Source organism: Bradyrhizobium sp. CCGB01 (genome assembly GCF_024199795.1).
Classification (GTDB): Bacteria; Pseudomonadota; Alphaproteobacteria; order Rhizobiales; family Xanthobacteraceae; genus Bradyrhizobium.
Window position 1 is genome coordinate 5,630,335 of record NZ_JANADK010000001.1, and the last position, 17,970, is coordinate 5,648,304.

General features: G+C 65.7%; 18 protein-coding genes. 4 read left to right on the forward strand and 14 right to left on the reverse strand.

The window, feature by feature from the left end:
- Window positions 1–11 precede the first annotated feature (11 nt).
- Window positions 12–1,169 carry an MFS transporter gene (locus NLM25_RS26075; RefSeq protein WP_254141267.1) on the forward strand — a complete coding sequence of 386 codons (1,158 nt, stop codon included), beginning with the start codon at window positions 12–14 and terminating at the stop codon, window positions 1,167–1,169.
- A 31-nt stretch (window positions 1,170–1,200) separates the two neighbouring features.
- The gene (locus tag NLM25_RS26080; RefSeq protein WP_254138892.1) at window positions 1,201–1,392 is read left to right on the forward strand and encodes a hypothetical protein; all 192 of its coding nucleotides are present in this window, start codon (window positions 1,201–1,203) and stop codon (window positions 1,390–1,392) included.
- Here the strand turns inward: NLM25_RS26080 and NLM25_RS26085 are convergent.
- The 3 genes from NLM25_RS26085 to dmeF form a co-directional block, all read right to left on the reverse strand.
- Window positions 1,389–2,267 (reverse strand): DMT family transporter, encoded by an 879-nt coding sequence (locus NLM25_RS26085; protein WP_254138893.1) that lies wholly within the window; start codon window positions 2,265–2,267, stop codon window positions 1,389–1,391. The genes NLM25_RS26080 and NLM25_RS26085 overlap by 4 nt on opposite strands.
- 84 nt (window positions 2,268–2,351) lie before the next feature.
- The gene (locus NLM25_RS26090) at window positions 2,352–3,191 is read right to left on the reverse strand and encodes an N-acyl homoserine lactonase family protein (RefSeq protein WP_254138894.1); all 840 of its coding nucleotides are present in this window, start codon (window positions 3,189–3,191) and stop codon (window positions 2,352–2,354) included.
- Between the two features lie 81 nt (window positions 3,192–3,272).
- Window positions 3,273–4,250, reverse strand: coding sequence for a CDF family Co(II)/Ni(II) efflux transporter DmeF (dmeF, locus tag NLM25_RS26095; protein ID WP_254138895.1), 978 nt, complete (start codon window positions 4,248–4,250; stop codon window positions 3,273–3,275).
- Window positions 4,251–4,446: 196 nt separating this feature from the next.
- Here dmeF and NLM25_RS26100 point away from each other — a divergent pair, with 196 nt between their 5' ends.
- Together NLM25_RS26100 and chrA are read left to right on the forward strand one after the other, a co-directional pair.
- On the forward strand, window positions 4,447–5,265 hold the full coding sequence (locus NLM25_RS26100; protein ID WP_254138896.1) for a chromate resistance protein ChrB domain-containing protein: 819 nt from the start codon (window positions 4,447–4,449) through the stop codon (window positions 5,263–5,265).
- Window positions 5,265–6,650: a chromate efflux transporter gene (chrA, locus tag NLM25_RS26105; RefSeq protein ID WP_254138897.1), complete on the forward strand. Its 1,386-nt coding sequence runs from the start codon at window positions 5,265–5,267 to the stop codon at window positions 6,648–6,650. Before NLM25_RS26100 ends, chrA begins: the two co-directional genes overlap by 1 nt.
- Here chrA and NLM25_RS26110 read toward each other — a convergent pair.
- From NLM25_RS26110 to NLM25_RS26160, 11 genes are all read right to left on the reverse strand, one after another.
- Window positions 6,647–8,191, reverse strand: coding sequence for a GMC family oxidoreductase (locus NLM25_RS26110; RefSeq protein ID WP_254138898.1), 1,545 nt, complete (start codon window positions 8,189–8,191; stop codon window positions 6,647–6,649). The genes chrA and NLM25_RS26110 overlap by 4 nt on opposite strands.
- Before the next feature lie 4 nt (window positions 8,192–8,195).
- Complete coding sequence (locus NLM25_RS26115) at window positions 8,196–9,746, reverse strand: ABC transporter substrate-binding protein (protein ID WP_254138899.1); 1,551 nt, start codon at window positions 9,744–9,746, stop codon at window positions 8,196–8,198.
- 250 nt (window positions 9,747–9,996) lie between these two features.
- Window positions 9,997–12,255: a DNA topoisomerase IV subunit A gene (gene parC / locus NLM25_RS26120; RefSeq protein ID WP_254138900.1), complete on the reverse strand. Its 2,259-nt coding sequence runs from the start codon at window positions 12,253–12,255 to the stop codon at window positions 9,997–9,999.
- Between the two features lie 61 nt (window positions 12,256–12,316).
- Window positions 12,317–12,592: a hypothetical protein gene (locus NLM25_RS26125; protein WP_254138901.1), complete on the reverse strand. Its 276-nt coding sequence runs from the start codon at window positions 12,590–12,592 to the stop codon at window positions 12,317–12,319.
- 125 nt (window positions 12,593–12,717) lie between these two features.
- Window positions 12,718–13,470, reverse strand: a complete 753-nt coding sequence (gene recO / locus NLM25_RS26130) for a DNA repair protein RecO (protein WP_254138902.1) — start codon at window positions 13,468–13,470, stop codon at window positions 12,718–12,720.
- 133 nt (window positions 13,471–13,603) lie between these two features.
- A complete protein-coding gene (locus NLM25_RS26135; RefSeq protein ID WP_254138903.1) occupies window positions 13,604–13,984 on the reverse strand; it encodes a hypothetical protein in 381 nt (126 codons plus the stop codon).
- A gap of 21 nt (window positions 13,985–14,005) precedes the next feature.
- Window positions 14,006–14,932 (reverse strand): GTPase Era, encoded by a 927-nt coding sequence (gene era / locus NLM25_RS26140; protein WP_254120239.1) that lies wholly within the window; start codon window positions 14,930–14,932, stop codon window positions 14,006–14,008.
- Window positions 14,922–15,788 carry a ribonuclease III gene (gene rnc, locus NLM25_RS26145; RefSeq protein ID WP_254138904.1) on the reverse strand — a complete coding sequence of 289 codons (867 nt, stop codon included), beginning with the start codon at window positions 15,786–15,788 and terminating at the stop codon, window positions 14,922–14,924. Before rnc ends, era begins: the two co-directional genes overlap by 11 nt.
- Window positions 15,785–16,549, reverse strand: coding sequence for a signal peptidase I (gene lepB / locus NLM25_RS26150; protein WP_015685654.1), 765 nt, complete (start codon window positions 16,547–16,549; stop codon window positions 15,785–15,787). The genes rnc and lepB overlap by 4 nt, the downstream gene beginning before the upstream one ends.
- Window positions 16,550–16,799: 250 nt before the next feature.
- Window positions 16,800–17,219, reverse strand: a complete 420-nt coding sequence (gene acpS / locus NLM25_RS26155) for a holo-ACP synthase (protein ID WP_124157965.1) — start codon at window positions 17,217–17,219, stop codon at window positions 16,800–16,802.
- The gene (locus NLM25_RS26160; protein ID WP_254138905.1) at window positions 17,216–17,968 is read right to left on the reverse strand and encodes a pyridoxine 5'-phosphate synthase; all 753 of its coding nucleotides are present in this window, start codon (window positions 17,966–17,968) and stop codon (window positions 17,216–17,218) included. The genes acpS and NLM25_RS26160 overlap by 4 nt, the downstream gene beginning before the upstream one ends.
- Between the last annotated feature and the right edge of the window lie 2 nt (window positions 17,969–17,970).

The following is a 17,970-nucleotide window of genomic DNA, read 5'->3' on the forward strand; positions in this document are numbered from 1 at the left end:
CGCACGCGCGGATGAGCCAGCGCCAGCTTCCGATCATCCTGGCGCTCGGCACCACGCAGACCCTGGCGTGGGCTTCCAGCTACTATCTGCCGGCGCTGCTCGCCGATCCCATGGCGCGCGACCTCGGCGTCTCCTCCAACTGGATCTTTGGCGCGTTCTCGGCCTCGCTGGTGATCTCGGCGATGCTCGGCCCGCGCATCGGGCGGCAGATCGATCTCGTGGGGGGCCGGCAGGTGCTGTCGGCCTCGAACCTGACGATCGCAGCCGGCCTCGTGCTGCTCGGCTTCTCCCACTCCGTTCCGGTGATGGCGTTCGCCTGGCTCGTGCTCGGCATCGGCATGGCGATGGGCCTCTATGACGCCGCCTTCGCCGCCCTCAGCCGCATCTACGGCACGGAGGCGCGCAGGCCCATCACCGGCATCACGCTGATGGCCGGATTTGCCTCGACCGTGGGCTGGCCCCTCACCGCCTGGGGGCTGTCGCATATCGGCTGGCGCGAGACCTGCTTTGCCTGGGCGGCCGCCAACATCCTGATCGGCCTGCCCCTCAACTTCTTCATGCTGCCGGCGATCAAGGGCGCCAAGCAGGCCGCGGCGACGGCGGAAAAGCCGCATTTGCCGCTCGACCGCACCATGGTGCTGCTCGCCTTCATCTTCGCGGCGGTCTGGACCGTCACCGGCGCCATGGCCGTGCATTTTCCGCGCCTGCTGGAGACGATGGGCGCGACGCATGTCGAGGCGATTGCGGCCGGCGCGCTGATCGGACCGGCGCAGGTGGCCGCGCGCATTCTCGAAGCGGGCTTTCTGAGCCGCTTCCATCCGCTGTGGTCGACGCGCCTTGCCTGCGTCACCCATCCGCTCGGCGCGGCCGTCGTCGCCATCTTCGGCGCTCCCGCCGCAAGCGCATTTGCACTGCTCTACGGTTCGGGCAACGGCATCCTGACGATCGCACGCGGCACGCTGCCGCTGTCGATCTTCGGCCCGAAGGATTTCGGCTACCGCCTCGGCATCATCGGCGCGCCGGCACGAATGGCGCAGGCCGTGGCGCCGCTGGCCTTCGGCCTGCTCATCGACGTCATGGGGGCCAAGGTGCTGATCGTCTCGTCCGCGCTCAGCCTGTCGGCGCTGGCGGCGCTGTTCCTGGTCCGCCCGGAACGGCGGCCGGATTGACCGGGCCAGAGCTTTCGCGCACAAGCAGGCCATGAGCGACGACACCGGCCCGCCCCGCACGTTCAAAGGCCTTCTGCGTTGGGCGACCACGCCGCCGCAGGCCTGGGGTGTCTATCTCCTCGCCATCATCCTGGTCTGGCTGATCTCCTTCTACGCCGGCACGCTGAAGCCGAAGAAGGCGCCCGAGGCAAGCCCGCCCGCGGCGACCGCACCGCGGAGCTAGGCCGGCTTCGCTTCGCTGGTCGCGATCCAGATGCCGGCGAACACAGCAACCAGCCCAACAAGCAGATTGGGCGTGATCGGCTCGCCGATCAGCAGCGCCGCCAACAAGGCAGCCGCGATTGGATTGACCGTCATCGTGTTGGCGACCCGCGTCGGCGTCGCCCGCGCCAGCGCCATGACCCACAGGATGAAGGCGAGCGCACCACCGCCGATGCCGAGATAGATGCCGGCAATCCACTGCCCGGTCGTAAAGCGATCGAGCGCCGCAAAGCTCCCCTTCGCGACTCCCGCCAGCACCAGCACGGCGGCGCCCGCGCCCATGCCGACGGTGAGAAAGCCCAAGGCGCTGGAGCGCCGCATCAGCGGGCGCGACAGCACGTTGTAGAACGCCATGCAGAACACGGCACCGGTCATGATCAGTTCGCCGCGCCAGGCGCCGGGCGGACTCTGGGCGAGGCCCGCGGCCAGCGCCGCCGCCACGCCGAGCACGGCGATGCCGACGCCGGTGATCTTGCGCACCGTCAGCTGCTCGACGCCAAGGATCGCGCCGACCACCATGGTGTGCAGCGGCAGCGTCGCAAGCGCGAGGCTGGCCCGCGCCGCGGTCGTGTAGGACACCGCGATGTTGTACAGGATGAAGAACAGGCCGAAGAAGCAGATGCCGAGCAGCGCCACGGCCGGCCAGTCGGACCGCTGCGGCCAGCGCACGCCGAGTAGAAGCGCACATGGCAGCAGGCAGAGAAAGCCGATCCCCCAGCGCAGGATCGCGAGCATGATCGGATCCGCACCGCCGACGAGATACCGGGTGATCGCCGCCGCGGTGCCGCCGAGGGTGCTCGATGCCAGCGCGATCGCGACCCCGAGCCACTCCCCCACAATCGCCTCCTCTCGTGGAGCTCTGTCGGGGCGCCTAGCACGGTCCTGCTGCCACCATCATGGCAGCAGGAACGACGCGCGACGTTACTCGTAAAACTCCGGCGCCATCTTCTGGCTGTCGCGCTGCGCCTTGTCGTGGTTGATCCAGAGCTGGCCTTTTTCCTTGGCGAGCGTATCGGCGATCTTCTGCATCGAGGCCGCGCTTTGATCCTTGTTGGCGTTCATGCTGGGCACACGGCGGTTGTCCCAATTGTCCTTGAAGTGGACGGCGTCGCCCGACAGTACCACCGCGCCGGTCTTCGGCAGTTTCACCAGCAGCGACTGGTGTCCCGGCGTATGGCCGGGCGTCGACAGGATGGTCACGCTGCCGTCGCCGAACACGTCCTTGTCGCCCGCCAGCAGTTCGACGGGATGCGAGGGCTTAAAGCGCGGCTCGTTGTTGGCGCCGGGCCAGTCATATTCGGCCTTCTGCACGTAGAGCATGGCCTGCGGGAACAGCTCGACATTGCCGGTATGGTCGGGATGCGTGTGCGAGACCGCCATCGCCTTGACGTCGTCAGGCTTGAGGCCCAGCTGCTCGAGCTGGGCGGCAAGCGTCTTCGGCCGGCGCCAGGTGACGGCCTTAGGATCGGCGGGCACAAGGCCGCTAGGCATCGCCGCGACTGCATCGGCGATGCCGGTGTCCCACAGGAACCAGCCCTTGCTGTGCTTGATGAGATAGCAGCTGTCGACGAAGTCCATCGTCTTGCCCTCGTTCAGGCCGGGCGTCCATCGCGAGATGTCTCCGGCGGTGCCTTCCCCGCAATTGAGGACGTAGAGCTTTTCGACGCCGGTCTTTTCCGACTGCGCCAGCGCAGCCTGTCCGGACAGAGCGAGCGCGGCGACGGCGAGAGCCAACGTGATCTTCGTCATCCTGGGCATCATCCCTCCTTGCAACCTGTTGTATCGGCTGCGACCGAGGATCAACCCCGGCCGCGCCGCCGAATTCCGCTCCCGCCGATCACATCAATGCGGGCAGGCCTCGACCTCGACCGTGACGTGGCTGAGCCCCTTCAGGCCGGCGAGCCGCCGCTTGTAGACGGCCGGCTGCTGCGGCGTGTCCGACACCACAGAGAGCAGTACGGCGCAATGGCCGGGGCCGACCTGCCAGAGATGCAGATCGGTCACGCGGTCGTCGCCGACCTCCATGCGCGCGCGGATGACCCGCTCCAGCTTCTCGTCCGCGCGTACGTCGAGGAGCACCGCGCCGGATGTCTTGATCAGGCCGAAGGCCCAGCTCGCGATCACGACGCTGCCGATCAGGCCGACGGCTGGATCCGCCCAGACCCATCCCGAATACATCGCGACGACCAGCGCTGCGATCGCCAGCACCGAGGTCGCCGCATCCGCCATGACGTGGACGTAGGCAGCACGAAGATTGTTGTCGTGATGATGGTGGTGTTGACCGTGATGATCGTGGCCGTGATCATGATCATCGTGCTCGTCATGGGCGTGGACATGGTCGTGGCCGTGATGATGGTGATCATGGCTGCCGCGCAGCAGCCAGGCGCTGGCAAGGTTGACGCAGAGGCCGAGGGCGGCGACCGCGATCGCCTCGCCATAGACGATCGGCACCGGGGTAATCAGCCGCAGCACGCTCTCATAGGCGATCTCGACCGCGATCAATCCCAAGATGATCGCGCTGGAGAAGGCGGCGAGATCGCCGAACTTGCCCGTGCCGAAAGTGAAATGCGAATTCCCCAGATGCCGGCGCGCGAAGCGGTAGGCAAAGGCGGCAATCCCCAGCGCCGCCGCATGCGTGCCCATGTGCCAGCCGTCGGCAAGCAGCGCCATCGAGCCGAACAGCGAGCCGGCGACGATTTCACCGACCATCATCACCAGCGTCAGGACGACCACGAGCCAGGTACGCCGCTCGTTCTCGTCGTGCTTCTCGCCGAGGAAGGCATGGTCATGGGTCCACTGTTCAATGGAGTGGGAATGCATCGAATTCTCCAGAAGATTCAGGTCTGTTGGCGCGCACTATAGACCGGCGGACAGCAATTTTCTAAGGGCCAATCGCCCTGCGGATTGACAGTCCCCCTTAGTTTAGCTGTAATCAGTGCATGGGGATTTGAGCGATCTCCCCACGAGGCGACATGCCCAAGTATCGCGTCCCGTTCGTTTTTTGCGAGGACGCATCATGTCAACGTTCACGACCATATCATCTGACAAATTGGCACGGCTGATCGGCACGGCGAACGCGCCTGCCCTGATCGATGTGCGGACTGAAGAGGATTTTGCCGCCGACCGGCGGCTGATCCCCGGCTCGATCAAGCTCAGCCACGAGACCGTTGCGGAATGGGGCGGTGAATTTGCCGGCCGCTCCGCCATCGTCTCCTGCTTGCGCGGCGCCAAGCTCGCGCAGGGCACGGCCGCCTGGCTCAGGCAGCTCGGCGCTGAGGCGGAAACCCTGGAAGACGGCTTCGAGGGCTGGAAGGCCGCAAAGCTACCGTTGCTCGACACAAGCAAGCTGCCGCCGCGCGACGCGAAGGGGCGCACCGTCTGGGTGACCCGGGCACGGCCCAAGGTCGACCGTATCGCCTGCCCCTGGCTGATCCGCCGCTTCGTCGACCCCAATGCGGTGTTCCTGTATGTGGCACCGTCCGAGGTGGTCGCCGTCGGCGAGCGCTTCAATGCCGCCCCTTTCGACATCGAGAACGTGTTCTGGAGCCACCGCGGCGAGCTCTGCACGTTCGACGTCATGATCGAGGAGTTCGGCATCGCGACGCCGCCGCTGCTGCGGCTTGCCACGCTGGTGCGCGGCGCCGACACCGCGCGGCCTGATCTGGCACCGGAGGCGCCCGGCCTGCTCGCGGCCTCGCTCGGGCTGTCGCGGATGTATGACGACGACCTCGAACAGCTCGAGGCCGGCATGCTGCTCTATGACGCCTTCTACCGCTGGTGCCGTGACGCCACCACCGAGACCCACAACTGGCCGACCAACAAGGTGAAGGCGTAATGGATACCCGTAACGTTCAAGCAGGAGCTGATGCCGGTCACGGCATCAGCTTCGGTGAAGCATTTCGCGTCTGGCTCCGCGTCGCCTGCTTAAGCTTTGGCGGGCCCGCGGGCCAGATCGCGGTGATGCACCGCATCCTGGTCGAGGAGAAAAACTGGATCTCGGAAGGCCGTTTCCTGCATGCGCTGAACTATTGCATGCTGCTGCCCGGGCCGGAGGCGCAGCAGCTCGCGACCTATGTGGGCTGGCTGATGCATCGCACCGCCGGCGGGCTGATGGCGGGCGGGCTCTTCATCCTGCCCGGCATCATCGCCATCATGGGCCTCAGCTACATCTATGCCGCCTACGGCAATGTCAGCTTCGTCGAGGCGCTGTTCTTCGGCCTGAAGGCCGCCGTGCTCGCCATCGTCGTCGAGGCCGTGGTGCGCGTCGGCAAGCGCGCGCTGAAGAACCGCATCATGATCGCGCTCGCGGCCATCGCCTTCGTCGCGATCTTCTTCTTCGCGGTTCCCTTCCCCATCATCATCATCGCCGCCGGCGTGATCGGATATGTCGGCGCCAAACAGGGCCGTCCGGAATTCGCCCCGGCCGGTCATGGCCATGGCGGCAACGGCGCCGTGCTCGATAGCATGCTCGGCGAAGCCGTGCCCGAGCACGTGCGTCCCAACACCGCGCGCGCGATCCGCGTCGGTGCGGTGTGGCTTGCGCTCTGGCTCGTGCCGGTGATCGCGCTGCTTTTGATCCTCGGGCAGGCCAGCGTGTTCAGCCAGATCGCGCTGTTCTTCTCGAAGATGGCGCTGGTCACTTTCGGCGGTGCTTATGCCGTGCTGGCCTATGTCGCGCAGCAGGCGGTCGAGCATTATCACTGGCTGAAGCCGCACGAGATGCTCGACGGGCTCGGGATGGCCGAGACCACGCCTGGCCCGCTGATCATGGTGCTGCAGTTCGTTGGCTTCATGGCGGCCTTCCGCGATCCGGGCGGGCTATCGCCGATGCTCGCGGCGACGCTCGGCGGATTGCTCGCGACCTGGGTCACGTTCACGCCCTGCTTCCTCTGGATCTTCGTCGGCGCTCCCTATATCGAGCGCCTGCGCGGCAATACCGGGCTCGCCGGCGCACTCAGTGCGATCACGGCCGCGGTCGTCGGCGTGATCCTCAACCTCTCGATCTGGTTCGCGCTGCATACGCTGTTCCGCGAAACCGTGCCGGTGCATGCCTTCCCGCTGAACTTCGACAGGCCGGTGCTGACGAGCGTCGATGTGCCGGCGCTGGTGCTGTCGATCGCGGCTGCGGCTGCAATCTTCCGGTTCAAGCTGGGGATGTTGACGGTCCTCGCCGGCAGCTGCGCCGCCGGCGTGGTGTTGCGAATGGCGGGAGTGATTTAACGCATCATCATCCGCGCGATCGCCTCGCCGATCACCACCGTCGTGAAGTGGGTGTTGGCGCGGCAATCGGACGGCATGATCGAGGCGTCGGCGACGCGCAGGCCGGAGATTCCTTTCACCGTGCCGTCGGGATTGACCACGCCATCGGGGTCGTTGACCCCAGTCATGCGGCAACTGCCGGCGGCATGCTGGATGTCGCCGGTCTCACGGCGCAGCAGCGCATCGAGCTCGTGATCCGGCAATGCGGCTGCCTGCGGCAGGGTCAGGTCGGTGTCGGTGAGCCTGATCCAGTCGGCGATGCCTGATAGCGCCGGCTGCGAGGTGATCACGGCCAGCCGTTTCACCGCATCCATCATGCGCAGCATGTCGCGGGGATCGGCCAGCATGTTCTCCTCGACGATTGGATCGATCGCGGGATCGGTCGAGGCGAGCTTGAGCGTTCCGCGCGAATAGGCGTTGAACAGCCCTGCGCCGATCGCGCCGGGCACGCCGATGCCGCGATGGTTGAACGCGATCAGGATCATGTCGCGCTTGCCGCCATCGGCGAGGCCCGAGGAATAGGTCACGCAGCAATTGGTGTGGCGGGTGTCCGGATCGGTCGGCCTCAGATTTTCCTGGAGCTGGATCGTCGCGCGAAACAGCGGGTGGTCGAAGAAGTGGCGGCCGACCGGCAGGTCGCGCTCGACCGCAATCCCCATCGCCTTCAGCTCATCCGCAGGTCCAATGCCCGAGCGCAGCAGGATCGCGGGGCTGTGGATGGCACCCGCGCAGAGCACGATCTGGCGTGCGCTGATCTCGTGGGTGCCCTGGCCTTCGATGTGAACACGAAGGCCGGTCGCCCGGCCGTCACTGATCAGCACCCGGTCGACCAGCGCGTGCCCGCGGATTTCCAGATTGGCGCGACCGCGCGCGGGCTCGAGATAGCCCTCATTGGTCGTGATGCGGCGGCTGTCGCGGCTGTTGATGGGATAGCAGGCGACGCCCTCGCCATCCGGGCCGTTGACGTCGGCGCACCAGGGATAGCCGCTCGCCAGTGCCGCATCGCGCAAGCCACGATCGATCGGGCCCCATTTCTCCGGCGGCGCGCGATAGACCGGCAACGGTCCGCCGCGTCCATGCCCCTCGACGTCGCCGAATTCCAGATCGTCCTCGATCACCGAGAACAGCGGCATCACCTCTTTCGCCGACCAGCCGGCGCAGCCATTGGCGGCCCATTCGTCGAACGCGTCGGCGACGCCGCGGATCGCGATCTGGCCGTTCATCATCGATGAGCCGCCGAGCCCCTTGCCGCGCCAATAAAAGCGCGGCTCCTGCCCGGCCACCCGGCGCGTCAGGAGATCAGGCCACTGCCATTTCTCCTGGTACTCGCGCTTGTGGATGATCGGGATCGGGTTCGGCGTCATCACCTCCCAGGGCGCTTCATCAGCGCGCCAGTCCAGACCCGCTTCGAGCAGCAACACCCGCCGCGCGGGATCTTCCGAAAGCCGTGCCGCAACAGCGGCGCCGGCGGAGCCGCCGCCGACAACAATGACATCGTACATCGCGTTACTTCTCAACGTTCCAGAACACCGGGATGGCGGACGGTATCAGACCGCGCAAGGTGGCGCGATAGGCGGCCGGCTGGGCGAACTGGCCCCACGGGATCGCGGGCGCCTGATCGTACATGACGGCCTGGATCTCGCCTGCGATCTTCTTGCGATCCTCTTCCGCCGGCGCCTTCGCGAAGGCTTCCATCAGCGGCGTGATGCGCGCGTCGCACTGCCAGCCGGTGAAGTCGGCGCAATTGAAGGCGACCATGACGTTGGTCAGGGGCGAGCCGAGGTCGAAACCGCCGGCGTGAACGCCGTAAACGCTCCAGCCCTCCTTCTTGGCGCGGCGCGCCAGCACGCTCGCCCAGTCCATCACCTGGAGATCGACGTTGAACCCGGCCTGCTTCAACCGCTCGGCCAGCACCTGCGCCGAGACGCGCGGCGCTTCGAGATCGTTGGCTTCCATGACGACGACGGGCTCGCCGGCATATTTCGTCGCCTTCAGCGCGGCCTTCGCCGCTTCGATCGACGGCTTGGCGGCGGCTTCCGTGCCGGCCTTGCTGTCGTAAGTGGTGCCGCAGGTGAAGTACGTCGCGCAAGGCGCGGCGTATTTGGCGTCGAGGCCGAGCGCATCCAGCACCTCGCGCTGATCGACCAGCTTCCACAGCACGCGCCTGATGGCGGGATCGTCGAACGGTTTTGATGCGGCGTTGAGGCGATAGGCGCCTGCGAACATGTTGCCGCCGGTGAAATTGACGAGCTTGACGCGAGAGTTCTTTTCCATGGTCGGCAGCAGATCGAACGGCGCGTATTGCATGAAATCGACCTCGCCGGCCTGCAGCGCGGAAGCGGCGGTCGCACCATCGGGAATGACGCGGATCTCGAGCGTGTCGATGTTGACGCGCTTGCCGCCGGCGAGGAAGTCGGCCGGTTCGGGGCGCCGCACATAATCGGCGAATTTCTTCAGGACCATGCGGTCGCCGGTGCGATGATCGGCCTTGCTGTAGACGAACGGGCCGGAGCCGACGATCTCCGTGATGCGCTGGTCGCCGGGCGTCTTCGCGATGCGCTCGGGCATCATGAAAGCGACGGGGCTGACGGGATTTCCGAGCGCGTCGATGACGAGACCGGACGGCTCCTTCAGCGTCAGCACGAAGGTTTTCGCGTCGGTCGGTTCGAGCGATGCCGTGATCGCGAAGATGCGACGGCCGAGCGCGCTGCGGGTGCCCCAGCGCCGCAGCGAGGCGACGCAATCGGCCGCCGTCACCGGCTGGCCGTCATGCCATTTCAGGCCGTCGCGCAGCGTAAATGTGTAGGTCAGTCCGTCCGCAGAGACTTTCCAATCCTGCACCATCTGCGGCTTGACGTCGCCCTTGGAGTCTTTCGCGAACAGCGTGTCGAACACCATGTAGCCGAACGTGCGCGAAATGTAGGCCGTGGAGAAATGCGGATCGAGCGTGACGATCTCCGCCTCGAGCACGGCGACGAGATTGCCTGCCGCATGCGCGGGAGCTGCGACAATCGCGAGTCCCAACAGCGCCGGAATGAAAGCCTTCAGTTTGAACATTGGTGTCTTCTTGCCTTTTGACTGAAACGTTCGCAGTCGCCAGGAAAAAGCAATGTTCGTGCCCGTACGTATGCGCTCGTGGCTAGCTGCCACGCGTTTGCGCGCGACACCTTCGGTGTCATCGCCCGGCTTGACCGGGCGATCCAGTATTCCAGAGACAGCTGTGATTGAATCGATAGGCCGCGGCGTACTGGATGCCCCGGTCAAGCCGGGGCATGACACCTGTGTTGTGGCGACGGCAGAGCCGCCCCTACCCGATCACCTTGCCGAACTTGTTCGACTTCGGGAATCCCTTCGGCGGCAGGCGGCCGGCGTCCGCACGGGTGCCCTGCCACTCGGCCAGTTCCTTCATGGTCGCGGAGAATTCGCGGCCAGCCGAGTCCTTCCAGGTCAGCCCTGCCTTGGCCTCGAACACGGCGACGTCGGAGAGGCCGCCGTCCTTGTACTTCTGAAGGCGCACGCCGCGGCCGCGCGCCATCTCCGGCACCTGGTCAAGCGGGAAGATCAGCATCTTGCGGTTCTCGCCGATGACCGCGACGGTATCGCCGATCACCTCGGTGACCGAGCGCGCCTCGTTCGGCATGTCGACGTTGAGGACCTGCTTGCCCTTCTTGGTGGTGCCGACACAATCGTCCTCGTTGACGACAAAACCCTGGCCCTCGTGGCTCGCGACCAGGAATTTGCGTCCGCCCTTGTTGACGAACAGCGTGACGGGTGCCGCCTCCGGCTCGAGATCGATGAACTGGCGGATCGGCTCGCCATGGCCACGGCCGCCCGGAAGCTTCGCCACGTCGATCGAGAAGAACTTTCCGTTGGTCGCGAACAGCAGGAGCTTCGACGTCGTCTCCGCGAAGAAGGCGATGCCGAGCTTGTCGTCCTGCTTGAAGGCGAGGCCCGAGAGGTCCTCGACGTGCCCCTTCATGGTGCGAATCCAGCCCTTGTCGGAGACGACGACCGTCACCGGCTCGCGCTCGACGAGGGCTTCCTCCATCGCGGCGAGATCGTGCTCGGGCGCGTCGGCAAAGGTGGTGCGGCGCTTGCCCAGCGGCGTCTTCGGTCCGAACATGTCGCGGACCTTGCCGACCTGCTCGCCGACCTTCTTCCACTGCTCGGCTTCCGAGGCGAGCACGCCTTCAATGCCCTTCAGCTCCTTGCGGAGATCCCTGTCCTCGTTGCGGATCTCCATTTCCTCAAGCCTGCGCAGATTGCGCAAACGCATATTGAGGATGGCCTCCGCCTGGATCTCCGTAAGCTTGAACGCCTTGATCAGGGCCGGCTTCGGCTCGTCCTCGGTGCGGATGATCTTGATCACCTTGTCGAGGTTCAGATAGGCGACCAGATGACCGCCGAGGACTTCCAGGCGGTGCTCGATCTGCGCCTTGCGGTAATTGCTGCGGCGGATCAGCACGTCGCGCAGATGGTCGAGCCATTCGCGCAGGCACTCCGCAAGGCCCACCACCTTGGGCACGCGCCCCTTGATCAGAACGTTGAGGTTCAGCGGGATCTTGTTTTCGAGCTCGGTCAGCCGGAACAGCGATTCCATCATCAAAGCGGGATCGACGTTCTTCGATTTCGGCTCGATCACGATGCGGACGTCTTCGGCCGACTCGTCTCTGATGTCGCCGACCAGCGGCAGCTTCTTCTGATCCAGCAGCTCGGCGATCTTCTCGATCAGGCGCGACTTCTGCACCAGGAAGGGGATCTCGGTGACGACGACAACCCAGGTGCCGCGCGCGCCCTCTTCCTGCTGCCATCTGGAGCGGACGCGGAACGAGCCGCGGCCGGTGGTGTAGGCTTCAGCAATAGCCTGCTTGGAATCGACGCAGATGCCGCCAGTCGGGAAATCCGGGCCCTTGACCCATTTCAGCAGCGCCTTGGATTTCGCGTCGGGCTTCTCGATCAGATGCAGCGCGGCGTCGCAGAGCTCGGCGGCGTTGTGCGGCGGGATCGAGGTCGCCATGCCGACCGCGATGCCTTGCGCACCGTTGGCGAGCAGGTTCGGGAAGCCGCCGGGCAGCACGACGGGCTCTTTCGACTGGCCGTCGTAATTGGCGCGGAATTCGACGCCGTCCTCATCGATGCCGTCGAGCAGAAGCCGCGCGACATCGGTCATGCGCGCTTCGGTGTAGCGGTAGGCGGCGGGATTATCGCCGTCGATGTTGCCAAAGTTGCCCTGGCCGTCGACCAGCGGGTAGCGCGAGGAGAAATCCTGCGCGAGGCGCACCATGGCGTCATAGATCGCCTGGTCGCCGTGCGGATGGAACGAGCCCATCACGTCGCCGACGATCTTGGCGGACTTCTTGAAACTTGTGCCGGGGTCGAGCCGGAGCAGGCGCATGCCATAGAGGATGCGCCGGTGCACCGGCTTCAGGCCGTCGCGGGCGTCCGGCAGCGCGCGGTGCATGATGGTGGAGAGCGCATAGGCGAGATAGCGCTCTTCCAGCGCCTCACGCAGCGGCACCTCGTGAATTTCGGCCGGTTCCTCCGGCGGAATCAATCGTTTTCCCATGCCGCCCGGTTAAACCGTGGAAGCGAATCGGGCAAGGATCGATTGGTTCCCGATGGACGACCTAGTGGCCAGCCCAGCCAGCGGTAACGGTCTCGGTTTTGGCCTGGGCCGGCGCCGGCGCATTGGTCACACAGCGGCGGGCGGCCTCGATCTCAGCCTCCGTCGCACCGTGGGATCGCGCCCATGTCTCTGCGGCTGCAGCAGAATATTTCGCCACATAGTACCGGACGACGGTACAGGATGCCCGGCGAAACACGCCGGGTTGCGGCTCGCCGGCCATTGCATCAGGCGCAAACGCGAGCAGCGCCGCCGAGAAGGCGAATCCCCTGATCAACATATTTGGCTGTCCCCGTTGTGGAACCCAGCTTGGCCAATGCGACCAGCCCGATTTGGTTCCGCGGAACTCTATGTCAGGGGGCAAGGCAGGGGCGCGGTCGGTTCATGGCGCCGGGAAGAGCCGCCTTATGGCGCCGGGAGCGCCGCTTTGGCCTGCTGCCGCGTCAGGGCGTTGATGAAGCCGGCACGCGCGTCGGAATGGCCCTGCCCGCGCGGCTCCAGCACATGGCGCAGCAGGAACAGGCCGGTGAGCCGAAAGCCGTCCTGGAGATCCTGCTCGGTGAGCTCGCTCGCGGCCTCGCCATGACGCAGGAACGGCGGCAGGCGCAACAGCCGGTCGCGCCACGGCTCGCCCGCGCCGCGCGACACCGCGCCGCCGGATTTCGGCGAGACATAGATCAGGTCCGTGGTCTCGCCGGTGACGGCGCAATTCTCCAGCGCCAGCCCGAAGCCGAGCTCGGCCAGCATCGCCAGCTCGAAATGGATCAGGTGCACGGCGGCGCTACCGATGTCGTCGAAATCATCGAGCGAATGTTCGAGCAGCGCAAAGATCTCCTCGTGGGGATCGCGTTCGGGAAGGAGCCGCGCGATCGAGGCCAGATGGGTGACGCCGTAGACCCCGTGGGAGGCTCCCAGCAGCGTCGCCGCACGCAGCTTCAATCCCTCGATGGCGTAGGTGCCGAGATGCTCGTCGAGGCGCGCCCGCCACACCGCGCTGACACTGTTGCCGGGCTGCAGGAGCGGCCGCAGCCGCGAGCTGGCGCCGCCGCGCACGAGGCCGAGATGCCGGCCGTGCTCCCGCGTCAGCAGCTCGACGATAGCGCTGCTCTCGCCATGCCGCCGCACGCCCAGCACGATGCCTTCGTCGGTCCATTCCATGGGGTGAACTGTAGCGGATTCCGCCGTTCATTCGTAGGGCGGATTAGCCGAAGGCGTAATCCGCCAATTGCCCGTGCACGCCAAAATGGTGGATTACGCTTCGCTAATCCACCCTACGGCACCGCGTAAAACCTCACGCGTTGAACCAGCCCTGTGCGTCGCCCGTGAAGGAGAAATACAGCCCCATCGTCGTCAGCACGCAGGAGACGATCTCGATGGCGCTGTCGAGCTCCATGCCCTTCTCGCCGATGATCTGGCCGAGCGAGATCACCGACAGCACGAGGGCTGCCGCCAGCACCCAGCGCGGCCAGTTCTTGCGCCAACGCGCGGCGAGCCAGACGAAGTAGACCAGCAGCAGGATCATGCCGCCGGCGAGCAGGGTCGCCGTCATGAGCATCTGCTCGGTCATCTCCGCATTGGGCGTGCGGTCCTGCACCGCGACCGACAGGGCATCCAGCATCAACGAGGCATAGAGCAGCGCTTCGAAGCGCAGGACGTTGCTGGGTACGCTCATCGGTAGCCGATCTTTTCTTGGTTATTCTTTGGGGAATTCCAGGCCCATCTCGCGATAGCGATCGGGATCGTCACCCCAGTTCTCGCGCACCTTGACGAACAGGAACAGATGCACGGGCACGCCCAGGATCTCGGCGAGCTCCTTGCGCGAGTCCGCGCCGATCGACTTGATGGTGGCGCCGCCCGCGCCGAGCACGATCTTGCGCTGGCTCTCGCGCTCGACGAAGATCGTCTGCTCGATGCGCACCGACTTGTCCTTGCGCTCCTCCCACTTGTCGGTCTCGACCGTGGACTGGTAGGGCAATTCCTGGTGCAGCTTGCGATAGATCTTCTCGCGCGTGATCTCGGCCGCCAGTTGCCGCATCGGCGCGTCCGACATCTGGTCTTCGGGATAGAGGAACGGCCCCGGCGGCACGATCTCGGCCAGCGTATGCCTGAGGTCGTCGACGCCGTCGCCCGAGATCGCGGCGATCATGAACGTCTTCGCGAACGGCATGCGCTCGTTGGCGGCCTGCGCCAGCGCCAGCAGCTTCTCGCGCTGGACCAGATCGACCTTGTTGATCACCAGGATCTTCTCGTGTTTCACGCTGGCGACCTTGGTGAGGATCGCCTCGGCCTCCTCGTCGATTCCGGCCTTGGCGTCGAGCAGCACGCAGACGAGGTCCGCGTCATGCGCACCGCTCCAGGCGGTCGAGACCATGGCACGGTCGAGCCGGCGCTTCGGCAGGAAGATGCCGGGCGTGTCGACCAAAATCACTTGCGCGTTGTTCTCGATGACGATGCCGCGGATAAGCGCGCGCGTGGTCTGCACCTTGCGCGAGACGATCGTGACCTTTGCCCCGACCAGCGCGTTGACCAGCGTGGATTTTCCGACATTCGGCGCGCCGATCAGCGCAACGAAGCCGCAGCGCGTAGCAGTGGGCGCCTCGCCGCTTGCTTCAGCCGTCATTGCCGCCGCCAACACCTTCACGTTCGATCATCACTGAAGCCGCCACCTTTTCCGCCGCACGCTTGCTGCCACCGACGCCTTCGGCCGGCGCCAATCCCGGCAGATCCACCGCGACGCGGAACTGCGGATCGTGATGCGGGCCGGTGCGCTCGACCTCGCGGTAGACCGGCGTCGGCAGCCCCTTGCCCTGCGCCCATTCCTGCAGCACGGTCTTGGGATCGCGCAGGGGACGCCGCGGCTTGTGCATGCGTTCGGTCCAGTTGCGCCGGACGAACTCCGCCGCCGCCGCATAGCCGCCGTCGAGGAAGACGGCACCGATCACGGCCTCGCAGATGTCGCCGAGCACGCTCTTGCGCAGGCGGGCATCGGCGCTCGGTCCGACCGAGCCGAGCTTGACGTCGTCGAGCAAACCGAGCGACTTGGCGACGTCGGCGCAGCTCTCCTTGCGCACCAGCTCGGCAAGTCGCTTGGACAGCTCGCCTTCGTCGGCGTTCGGGAAGGCGTGATAGAGCATGTCGGAGACGACGAGCCCGAGCACGTGGTCGCCGAGGAATTCAAGCCGCTGATAGCTGTCGCCGCGCTTGCGCCCGGACTTCAGCGCCGACACATGCGTGATCGCCTGCATCAGCAGATTCGGATCGGCAAAGCTGTGGCCGATGCGCGCCTCGAGTGCCGCGTTCGCATCCGAGTTCTTGGCCTTGCTGCTCCGCACCCGCTTCTTCTTTGCAGGCGATTTGGTTTCAGACGTCTTGGTTTCGGGCGTCTTGGTCGCAAGTGTCTTGGTCGCAGCTTCGCCGTCGGCGCCCGCCGCGGGCTCGGGCGATTGGATCGGAATGTCCTTGGCTTCGTCTTTCATCGGACAATTTTGAAGAAGCGGTTCCAGCGCACCGCCCACGGCCAGCGCCAGAACATCCAGGCATGCTCGCCTTCGGCGATGGAAAAGAAGATCATCTGGGCGCGGCCGATCAAATTCTCCTGCGGCACGTAGCCGACCTGGCCGAGGAAGCGGCTGTCGGTGGAGTTGTCGCGGTTGTCGCCCATCATGAAGAAATGGCCCGGCGGCACGTTGTAGACGTTGGTGTTGTCCATGTAGCCGTTGTCGGCGCAGTCCAGCGTCTCATAGGACACGCCGTTCGGCAGCGTCTCCTTCCACCGCTTCACCCGCGAGATGCCTCCGCCTTCGGAGCCGCAGGGATCCTCGCCGACGAATTCGCTCATGCGCTGCCGCTCGACCGGGGTGTCGTTGATGTAGAGCAGCCCGTCCTTCATCTGGACGCGGTCGCCGGGAAGCCCGATGACGCGCTTGATGTAGTCGGTGGAGTCGTCCTTGGGCAGGCGGAACACGACGATGTCGCCGCGGTTCGGGTCCGAGCCCCAGATCCGCCCCGAGAACAGCGGCGGCGAGAACGGGATCGAGTAGTGGCTATAGCCGTAGGAATATTTCGAGACGAACAGATAGTCGCCGACCAGCAGCGTCGCCTTCATCGAACCGGACGGGATGTTGAACGGCTGGAACAGGAACGTGCGGATCACCAGCGCGATCAGGAGAGCGTGGATCACGACCCGGATCGTCTCGCCGACGCCGCTCTCAGTTTTCGTTCCCGAAGTCACGCTCATTGCTCTCTCAATTCCGGCCGGCGATCACAGAGCGCCCTCCTCCCGCGAACAGCCCACCGGTTCGCGGCCCAAGGAGATTGTCCTGATTCTGATAATGAGGGCCAATTCCGGCGTAAAGCCGAATTCGCCCAGCCTGATTTGCGTTCGCGGACTTTTAGACGGTTGTCTGGGGCCACGCAATCAAGGATCGCATCAAAACTTCATAAGGCATTGAATATTAATACGAATTATAAAAATCACCGGATGCCGGTCAGGGCTTGGCCAGCGGCACGGCGGAAATGATGACGAAGGCCTGCGCCAGCGGCCAGTCGTCGGTGATCGACACGTCGATCCTCGCCTCGAACCCCTCGGGGGTCAGGGCCTGGAGCCGGGCCAGCGCCCCGCCCGTCAATTGCATGGTCGGCCGCCCCCCCGGCAGGTTGACCACCCCCATGTCGCGCCACCAGACGCCGCGCCGGATACCGGTGCCGAGCGCCTTCGAGCAGGCCTCCTTGGCGGCGAAGCGCTTGGCGTAGGTCGCGACCACCATCTTCTCGTTCTTGGCGCGCCGCTCCGCCTTGGCCCGCTCGGCCGCGGTGAAGATGCGGTCCAGGAATCGCTCGCCATGGCGCTCGATCACCTTAGCCACGCGGGTGATGTCGATCAGGTCGGAGCCGATGCCGATGATCATGCCCGGCTCCGGCCCCGGTCCATCGCCGCGCGCATGCTGCGCACTGTCTCGGCGAGACCGACGAACAGCGCCTCGCCGATCATGTAGTAGCCGATGTTGAGCTCCATGATCTCCGGCAGCGCGGCGATCGTCTCCGCCGTCGCGTAATCGAGCCCGTGGCCGGCGTGAACTTCCAACCCGGCTTCCTTCGCGAGCTTCACGCCCGCGACGATCCGCTTCCATTCGGCCTCGGCCTTGTCGGTATGACCGTCGACGACGGCGTCGCACCAGGCGCCGGTGTGGATCTCGATCACGGGCGCCCGCAGCCGCGCCGCCATCTCGATCTGCGCGGGATCGGCGGCGATGAACAGCGAGACCCGGATGCCGGCATCGTTCAGCCGTGCGATGTAGGGCGCGAGCGCATTGTGCTGGCCGACGACGTCGAGCCCGCCTTCGGTCGTCACCTCCTGGCGGCGCTCCGGCACGAGGCACACCGCGTGCGGCCTGGTCGCGAGCGAGATCCGCATCATGTCGTCGGTTGCTGCCATCTCGAAATTGAGCGGCCTGGAGATCTCGGCCTTCAGCCGCGCCATGTCCTCGTCGCGGATGTGCCGGCGATCCTCGCGCAGATGCGCGGTGATGCCGTCCGCACCGGCCTCGATCGCGATCAGCGCCGCGCGCACCGGATCGGGATTGCGGCCGCCGCGCGCGTTACGCAGGGTCGCGACATGGTCGACATTGACGCCGAGGCGGAGCGGAGTAGCGGGCATTT